This is a genomic window from Streptomyces sp. NPDC004788 (genome assembly GCF_053601115.1).
In genome coordinates, this window is the sequence record NZ_JBSGBF010000056.1 from 44,819 (window position 1) to 51,479 (window position 6,661).

General features: G+C 69.1%; 8 protein-coding genes. All 8 read left to right on the plus strand.

Going from position 1 to position 6,661, the window contains the following annotated elements:
- The first annotated feature begins 3 nt into the window (after positions 1–3).
- Positions 4–378 (plus strand): ribonuclease P protein component, encoded by a 375-nt coding sequence (rnpA, locus tag ACWEJX_RS23495; RefSeq protein ID WP_403794333.1) that lies wholly within the window; start codon positions 4–6, stop codon positions 376–378.
- The gene (gene yidD / locus ACWEJX_RS23500) at positions 375–701 is read left to right on the plus strand and encodes a membrane protein insertion efficiency factor YidD (protein ID WP_451609373.1); all 327 of its coding nucleotides are present in this window, start codon (positions 375–377) and stop codon (positions 699–701) included. The genes rnpA and yidD overlap by 4 nt, the downstream gene beginning before the upstream one ends.
- A 3-nt stretch (positions 702–704) precedes the next feature.
- Positions 705–2,027, plus strand: a complete 1,323-nt coding sequence (yidC, locus tag ACWEJX_RS23505) for a membrane protein insertase YidC (RefSeq protein ID WP_451609374.1) — start codon at positions 705–707, stop codon at positions 2,025–2,027.
- Between the two features lie 29 nt (positions 2,028–2,056).
- Entirely contained in the window at positions 2,057–2,566 is a 510-nt protein-coding gene (locus ACWEJX_RS23510; protein ID WP_451609375.1) for a Jag family protein, read from the plus strand.
- 116 nt (positions 2,567–2,682) lie between these two features.
- On the plus strand, positions 2,683–3,402 hold the full coding sequence (gene rsmG / locus ACWEJX_RS23515; RefSeq protein WP_451609376.1) for a 16S rRNA (guanine(527)-N(7))-methyltransferase RsmG: 720 nt from the start codon (positions 2,683–2,685) through the stop codon (positions 3,400–3,402).
- Positions 3,403–3,694: 292 nt separating this feature from the next.
- The gene (locus ACWEJX_RS23520; RefSeq protein WP_451609377.1) at positions 3,695–4,783 is read left to right on the plus strand and encodes a ParA family protein; all 1,089 of its coding nucleotides are present in this window, start codon (positions 3,695–3,697) and stop codon (positions 4,781–4,783) included.
- Positions 4,780–5,865, plus strand: coding sequence for a ParB/RepB/Spo0J family partition protein (locus tag ACWEJX_RS23525; RefSeq protein WP_451609378.1), 1,086 nt, complete (start codon positions 4,780–4,782; stop codon positions 5,863–5,865). Before ACWEJX_RS23520 ends, ACWEJX_RS23525 begins: the two co-directional genes overlap by 4 nt.
- An 84-nt stretch (positions 5,866–5,949) precedes the next feature.
- Positions 5,950–6,567: a GNAT family N-acetyltransferase gene (locus ACWEJX_RS23530; RefSeq protein ID WP_451609379.1), complete on the plus strand. Its 618-nt coding sequence runs from the start codon at positions 5,950–5,952 to the stop codon at positions 6,565–6,567.
- Positions 6,568–6,661 lie beyond the last annotated feature (94 nt).

Genomic DNA, 6,661 nt, shown 5'->3' on the forward strand with positions numbered 1-6,661 from the left:
GACGTGCTGCCTACCGAGAATCGGCTGAGGCGGCGCGAGGACTTCGCGACCGCGGTACGCCGAGGACGCCGGGCCGGACGCCCGCTCCTCGTCGTCCACCTACGCAACAGCGGTGCAACGGACCCGCACGCGCCTGGGGAGAGCGCTCCCCCGACGCGTGCGGGTTTCGTCGTGAGCAAGGCCGTTGGCGGCGCGGTCGTCCGCAACCAGGTCAAGCGTCGTCTCCGCCATCTCGTGCGCGACCGCATCACCGAGCTGCCCCCCGGTAGCCTGGTGGTCGTACGGGCGTTGCCCGGAGCCGGTGACGCCGACCACGCACAGCTGGCCCGAGACCTGGATGCCGCTCTCCAGCGGTTGCTGGGAGGGGGCACGCGATGAAGTACCCGCTGCTGGCTCTCATCAAGCTGTACCAGTGGACGATCAGCCCGCTTCTGGGCCCCGTCTGCCGGTACTACCCGTCGTGTTCCCACTACGGATTCACGGCCATCGACCGGCATGGTGCGATCAAGGGCACAGCCCTGACCGCCTGGCGCATCCTGCGGTGCAATCCGTGGTCGCCGGGCGGCGTGGACCATGTTCCCCCGCGCAAGCGGCCGCGCTGGCACGAGATGCTGCGCGCCGCCCTTCGTGGCGAAAAGGGCGGGTTCTCCGGCGAGACGAGCCCTGCCGCAGAGACCTCGCCCAATGCTCAAGGAGCCTGATTAGTGGACACGATTGCCAGTCTGTTCAGCTTCATCACCACACCCGTCTCCTGGGTGATCGTCCAGTTCCACAGTATGTACGGGGCGATCTTCGGCCCTGACACCGGCTGGGCCTGGGGTCTGTCCATCGTGTCCCTGGTGGTGCTGATCCGCATCTGCCTGATCCCGCTCTTCGTGAAGCAGATCAAGTCGACGCGGAACATGCAGGCGCTCCAGCCGAAGATGAAGGCGATCCAGGAGCGCTACAAGAGCGACAAGCAGCGTCAGTCCGAAGAGATGATGAAGCTGTACAAGGAGACGGGCACCAACCCGCTCTCCTCGTGCCTTCCCATCCTGGCGCAGTCGCCGTTCTTCTTCGCCCTGTACCGCGTGCTCTCCAGCATCGCCAACGGCCAGACGATCGGCGTCATCAACGAGGACCTGCTGGCCAGCGCCCGTAAGGCCCACATCTTCGGTGCCCCGCTGGCCGCGAAGTTCACGGACAGCGCCGAGAAGGTCGCTTCCCTCGGCGCCTCGCTGACCGATGTGCGCGTCGTCACCGCGATCATGATCGTGATGATGTCGGCCTCGCAGTTCTTCACCCAGCGCCAGCTGATGATGAAGAACGTCGACCTGTCGGTGAAGACCCCGTACATGCAGCAGCAGAAGATGCTGATGTACATCTTCCCGCTGATCTTCGCGGGCATGGGCATCAACTTCCCCGTCGGTGTCCTCGTCTACTGGCTGACCACCAACGTGTGGACCATGGGCCAGCAGATGTACGTGATCAACCAGAACCCGACCCCGGGCAGCAAGGCCCAGGACGCCTACCTGCAGCGCCTGCTCAAGAGCATCGGGCACCACGGTGAGGTCCGCGGCCGCCGCCGGAAGAACATCGTCAAGGCGATCGTCGCCAAGGGCGCCGACCGCAACGACAACGAGCGCCGCTTCTTCGCCGGCCTGGCCAAGGCCGGCTTCGCCGCCCAGGCCGACGGCACCGTGATCAAGAGCGACAGCGTCTCCGTCGAGGCGGAGGGCGGTGCCGCCACCCGGCGCCAGCAGCCCAAGCGCCAGACCAAGGCCCAGCGCCAGGCCGCCGGCGGCCAGCAGACCGAGTCGAAGTCCTCGGACGAGCGGGCTTCGGACGCGCAGGCCGAGGACGTGCAGGCCGCGGACGGGAAGACCCAGCCGGCCGCTCCCTCGCTGGAGAAGAAGCCGCAGGCGTCGGCCAAGGGCGCCAAGGCCGGCAACCAGGCCGCGGGCGACAAGCCGGCCCGGCCGAGCCGCGCCAACTCCGGCCAGCGCAAGGGCCAGCAGCGGCCCAAGCACCCCTCCTCCAAGAAGTAAGCCTCCACGAAGCTAGAAGGAGTCCATCCGTGACGGAAGGCACCACCTCCGCCGCCGAGGGTGGCGACACCCTGACCCGCCTGGAGCAGGAGGGTGAGATCGCGGCCGACTACCTCGAGGGCCTGCTCGACATCGCCGATCTCGACGGCGACATCGACATGGACGTCGAGGCGGACCGGGCGTCGGTCTCGATCGTCAGCGACTCCGGCAGCCGCGACCTGCAGAAGCTCGTCGGCCGTGACGGCGAGGTGCTGGAGGCTCTTCAGGAGCTGACCCGGCTTGCCGTACACCGGGAGACCGGTGACCGCAGCCGTCTGATGCTGGACATCGCGGGCTTCCGCGCCAAGAAGCGCGAGGAGCTCGCCCGGCTGGGTGCCAAGGCCGCCGACGAGGTCAAGGCCACCGGCGAGCCGGTCAAGCTGGACCCGATGACGCCGTTCGAGCGCAAGGTCGTGCACGACGCGGTCGCCGCAGCCGGTCTGCGCAGCGAGTCCGAGGGCGAGGAGCCGCAGCGCTTCGTCGTCGTGCTCCCTGCCTGAACCCCCATCTGACGTCGGCCCCGTCTGTTCGCAGACGGGGCCGCGTTTTGTCAGCCTGATAGTCAGCACCCAGTGCGCTCGGACGGTACGCGCGCGGTACGGAAGGACGGTTCCCCGTGACGGAGGCAACGGAGCTTCCCCAGGCGCCGGAGCAGGCGCGGACAGTCTTCGGCGAGTACTTCCCGGAGGCGGTCCGGTACGCCGAACTCCTGGCGGACGCCGGGGTCAAGCGCGGCCTCATCGGCCCGCGTGAGGTCCCCCGTCTGTGGGAGCGCCACCTGCTGAACTGCGCCGTGCTCTCCGAGGTCGTCCCCGAGGGCGTCACGGTCTGCGACGTCGGCTCCGGTGCCGGCCTGCCGGGCATCCCGCTGGCCCTGGTCCGCCGGGACCTGAAGATCACGCTGCTTGAGCCGCTGCTCCGTCGGACGACCTTCCTTCAGGAGGCCGTCGAGCTGCTCGGTCTCGACCATGTGACCGTGGTCCGCGGCCGTGCCGAGGAGATGCTGGGCAAGCTCGGCCCCGTTCACGTCGTGACGGCCCGGGCCGTGGCGCCGCTCGACCGGCTGGCCGGCTGGGGCGTTCCGCTGCTCCGTCCCTACGGCGAGATGCTGGCCCTCAAGGGCGACACCGCCGAGGAGGAGATCGCCGGTGCCCGCGCCGCGCTCTCCAAGCTCGGTGTGGTGGAGGCGTCCGTGCTGTACGCGGGCGAGGGGATCGTGGACCCGCTGACCACCGTGGTCCGGGTCGAGGTCGGCGAGAGCCCCGGCGGTGTGCGCTTCGCGGCCAAGCGGGCCAAGGCGGCCCGGACCAGCCGGCCCCGTCGCCGCAGCCGCTGATCCGGTACTGCTGCTCTCCTTGCTGAGCCCGGCACCGCTGATCATTGCGAGCGGCTGCTGCGATATGGGCTGATTTCGGAGTGTCGGGCGGTCCCGGCTCTGCGGCGCGTGCATCGTGTTTCACGTGAAACGTCGCTCACTGCTGCAGGGGATCATCAGCCGCGGCCGCGCGGCCGCCACGCCCCGGGACCGCAAACCTCCGACGAAACCCCCCGTGAGGGTTACGGGGTTGTCCACAGAGGTGGATTCATCCACAGAACCACGGGCCTCGCTGGTTCCGGACCCCGAAGGCATGGCAGTCTCTCTCCATCGCGAGTCTGAAGCCGAGGAGAGTGAGTCCTTGCGGTCCGACGCCAACATCGCGGGACCGATGACCGAACCGGTCCCCGGTCCCCGAACCGAATCGGTAGGGGCGGATGTTTCACGTGAAACACCGCCTCCGATGGACGACACCCCCATCGGCCGTGCGGCCCAACTGGCCGTGGAGGCCCTGGGCCGTGCCGGAGAAGGACTTCCCCGGCCCGCCCAGACCCGTGTGATGGTGGTCGCCAACCAGAAGGGCGGCGTGGGCAAGACCACCACGACCGTGAATCTGGCCGCCTCTCTCGCGCTGCACGGCGCCCGGGTCCTGGTCATCGACCTCGACCCGCAGGGCAACGCCTCCACCGCGCTCGGCATCGACCATCACGCCGAGGTCCCCTCGATCTACGACGTCCTCGTGGAGAGCAAGCCGCTCTCCGAGGTCGTGCAGCCCGTCCGGGACGTCGAAGGACTCTTCTGCGCCCCCGCCACCATCGACCTCGCGGGTGCGGAGATCGAGCTGGTGTCGCTGGTGGCGCGCGAGAGCCGCCTGCAGCGGGCGATCCAGGCGTACGAGCAGCCGCTCGACTACATCCTCATCGACTGCCCGCCCTCGCTCGGCCTGCTGACGGTCAACGCCATGGTGGCCGGAGCCGAGGTGCTGATCCCCATCCAGTGCGAGTACTACGCGCTGGAGGGCCTCGGTCAGCTGCTGCGGAACGTCGATCTGGTGCGGGGTCACCTCAACCCCGCGCTGCATGTGTCGACGATCCTCCTCACCATGTACGACGGCCGCACGAGGCTCGCCTCGCAGGTCGCCGACGAGGTGCGCACCCACTTCGGCAACGAGGTGCTGCGGACCAGCATCCCGAGGTCCGTCCGCATCTCGGAGGCCCCGAGCTACGGGCAGACCGTGCTCACCTACGACCCGGGTTCCAGTGGTGCCCTGTCGTATCTCGAAGCGGCGCGCGAGATCGCGCTGCGTGGCGTCGACATCGCCTATGACGCCAGTCAGGCCCATGGGGGACACCCGCACGTGGGCCACCAGAACAACCAGCGAATGTCGGAGGGGATCCAGTGAGCGAGCGACGTAGGGGATTGGGGCGTGGGCTCGGTGCGCTGATTCCGGCTGCTCCCCAGGAGCGACAGGTGCCGACCGCCGGAGCTGGCGCCGCCACGGTGACCAGCTCCCCCGGCGCCATTCCGGCACTCGGCTCGGACCGGGGGGTGGCCGCGGCCAAGCTGGCGACGCTTCCCGCGAGCCCGCAGTCCCCGGACTCCGTGGTGCCGGTGGCCGAGCCCGAGCCGGAGTCCCCTGCCGGGGCGCACTTCGCCGAGCTGCCGCTGGACTCCATCACGCCGAACCCGCGCCAGCCGCGCGAGGTCTTCGACGAGGACGCCCTGGCCGAGCTGATCACCTCCATCAAGGAGGTCGGTCTGCTCCAGCCCGTCGTCGTTCGCCAGATCGGTCCCGAGCGCTATGAGCTCATCATGGGTGAGCGCCGCTGGCGGGCCTGCCGCGAGGCCGGCCTGGAGCGGATCCCGGCGATCGTGCGGGCCACCGAGGACGAGAAGCTGCTTCTCGACGCCCTCCTGGAGAACCTGCACCGGGCGCAGCTGAACCCGCTGGAAGAGGCCGCCGCCTACGACCAGCTCCTCAAGGACTTCAACTGCACCCATGACCAGCTGGCCGACCGCATCGGGCGTTCGCGTCCTCAGGTCTCCAACACGCTGCGTCTGCTGAGGCTTTCCCCGCCGGTGCAGCGCCGGGTCGCCGCCGGTGTCCTCTCTGCGGGTCACGCCCGTGCCCTGCTGTCCGTGGAGGATCCGGAGGCCCAGGACAAGCTCGCCTACCGCATCGTCGCCGAGGGACTCTCGGTGCGGGCGGTGGAGGAGATCGTGACGCTCATGGGCTCCGAGCCCTCCTCGCCGGTCAAGCCCAAGGGGCCGCGGGCCGGCGCCCGGGTCTCCCCGGCACTGCGTGATCTCGCGACCCGGCTGTCCGACCGCTTCGAGACCCGGGTGAAGGTCGACCTGGGGCAGAAGAAGGGAAAGATCGTCGTCGAGTTCGCCTCGATGGAGGATCTGGAGCGGATCCTCTCGACGCTGGCCCCGGGCGAGGGGCGCGTCATGGACCAGGGCAGGGCCGAGCAGGACGAGTAAGTCGGGTGGCCATCCGGTGGGTTGTCGTTACGATTCTTTGAGGCATATGCGTACAGCGAAGGCCGAGAGAAGCGAGGAGCAGCCGTGGGGCGTCGGCTCGTACCGCTCACGCTGGACAACCTTCCGGATCTTCCCAAGCGATGTCGCTCCTGTGTGTTCTGGGAGCTCGATCCGGTGAGTGGGGAGGCCGCCGTCAAGGCCGGCCGACCGGAGCTGGAGAAGGAGTCCTGGATCTCCGCCGTGCTCCTGGAGTGGGGGTCCTGCGGCCGGGTGGTCTATGTCGACGACGTGCCCGTCGGCTTCGTGCTCTACGCGCCTCCGGCCTATGTGCCCCGTTCCACCGCCTTCCCCACGAGCCCGGTCGCCGCGGACGCCGTGCAGCTGATGACGTCCTGGATCATGCCGGGCTACCAGGGGCAGGGGCTCGGGCGGGTGATGGTGCAGACCGTGGCGAAGGATCTGCTGCGGCGCGGCTTCAAGGCGATCGAGGCGTTCGGGGACGCCCGCTGGAAGGAGCCCGCCTGCGTCCTCCCGGCCGACCATCTGCTGGCCGTGGGCTTCAAGACGGTGCGCCCGCACCCGAGGTATCCGCGGCTGCGGCTGGAGTTGAGGACGACGCTCTCCTGGAAGGAGGACGTCGAGATGGCCCTGGACCGGCTTCTCGGCGCCGTGCAGAAGGAGCCGGCGCTGCGGCCGCTCTGACTGAGCCGGATACGATCGTCGGTACGGCGTTGACCGTCCTGGTGGTGATTCCCGCCCTCGCCCCTGACGGCCGGTACGGCTATCTGAGCCAGCC